Source organism: Microcystis sp. T1-4, assembly GCF_000297435.1.
Lineage (GTDB): Bacteria > Cyanobacteriota > Cyanobacteriia > Cyanobacteriales > Microcystaceae > Microcystis.
Map to the genome: position 1 here is coordinate 1 of NZ_CAIP01000215.1, position 1,776 is coordinate 1,776.

General features: G+C 31.5%; 1 pseudogene. It reads right to left on the bottom strand.

Annotated features, from left to right (window positions below):
• Positions 1-324: 324 nt before the first annotated feature.
• Positions 325-1,573 (bottom strand): annotated as a pseudogene (locus tag MICAI_RS13580) (ISNCY family transposase).
• Between the last annotated feature and the right edge of the window lie 203 nt (positions 1,574-1,776).

Below are 1,776 nucleotides of genomic sequence, written 5' to 3' on the forward strand. Positions count from 1 at the left end.
CAGCAATTCTCATTTTGAAAACAAAAGAAGATAAAGTTCTCTATGTGAACAAGAGAACTTCTGTCTAATTATCATTTTTTTTCAAGATAATCATCATAATTAGCTTCAAGAGACAGTTTTAAAATATCTGCCCATAAAAAACTTATCTCAACTCATAAATTTAGCTGAAATTCTGACCTAATTTCTGGTTTTTTCAATGAATAAAATAATCTTTCCTTCTCTCGAAAAATTGACATTTTTAACTAGAATTTATTTTTTTGAGCGGGACATATTCGGTAAGAATAAACAAGAAAAACTCTGACCAATTCTTAAACCAAAAATATTTTAATAAAGTACGAATATCATTAAAAAAACTGGTGCGAGTAACTAATAACTCACGAATCTTTTGATAAGTATGATTAACTAAATCTAAAACGGTATGAAATAAAAAAGCTAGTAAATTTAAAGACAACAAGAACTCGCATAAATGACTTTGACCATGACCAAAATTATGTTCTAAATTATAACCGTGATTTTTAAGAACGTTATTTCCTTCATTCTCAACTTTCCATCTGCTGCGTCCAGCTTTGACAATTTTTTCAACATTATTTTCAGTAATTTCATGATTGGTAATCCAATTATTTTGATAGATAATTTTCTGTGTTTTTTCATTAATGACCGTGACTTCACACCAATTAACTTCGAGACTTGACTCGACCTCTCTCAGAGGAACTCTAGAAACATAACGATAACGATAAATGAGATTCTTTCCTCCATCCCATTGTTTCTTTTCTACGGCTTTAACTTCTCCACTTTTTTCTAAAAATTCTAGCCATTCATATAAGGTTTTATGAGAAGTTTCAAGACAAACAAAAATAAAATTATAACCTTGTTTTAGAGCTAACTCACAGATAGGTTGGCGAGAGTATAAGTCATCTCCTAACAGGGTTACAGGATAACCATACTTCTTTTGATGATTCTTATCTAACCATCTTTTAACAGCCGCATTTTCACAATCTTGTTTTTGCTGCCCATCTTGTTTTTTAATAAATTCTGGTTCTAAATTAATCACTTGTTTTTGCTCAGGAGAAACCACAATTGGCGTGACGCAACCATGAAAATAAGTTGTCGTTCCATTACGAGGATTGCGGCAATTACAATGGGGACAACTAATTTTCTTTGAAGAAAAATATTCCGTACCATCTAAAGCTATTAAAATTTCCTCATCTAAGTAGAAAAATTTTTTAATAACTCCCTGTTTTTTTAACCATTGATAGACTTGTTGAAAAGAGCCAAATATTGTGGCAGCTGGGATAGGATCTAACAGGTTTCTGATTTGATGATCACAAGGTATTTTTTTGATACCAAATAAACTTGAAGCATTATCTTTTCCCTTACTACTTTTCATCAAACGTTGATGCTCTAAAAAAGAAGGTGACTGAGTAAAAAAAACCGAAAAAGCCGCCTTAACTGCATCTTCTACCTGATATTTGGTATTGTTTCCTGGTTTTCTGTCATCGGGTAAGTCATGTAATTCTTGAACTAAAAATTGTATTAATTCAGGAATTTCTAAAGTCACAGCCTTTTTCGTCATCGCAGAACAGTTTGATTAATTAATATTTCCAACTTAATAATTTTACCTCAACAGACAACAATCATCAATTTTTATTTGGTTCTCTTTCTGATGTAGAGAACTTTTGTTCTAGATTTCTCCCATCTTTCAAATATTTTGAGTATAAATACTCTATATACTCACTTCTCTGCGATGCAGTCGCACTCGCGGGAGCGCATTTTGTA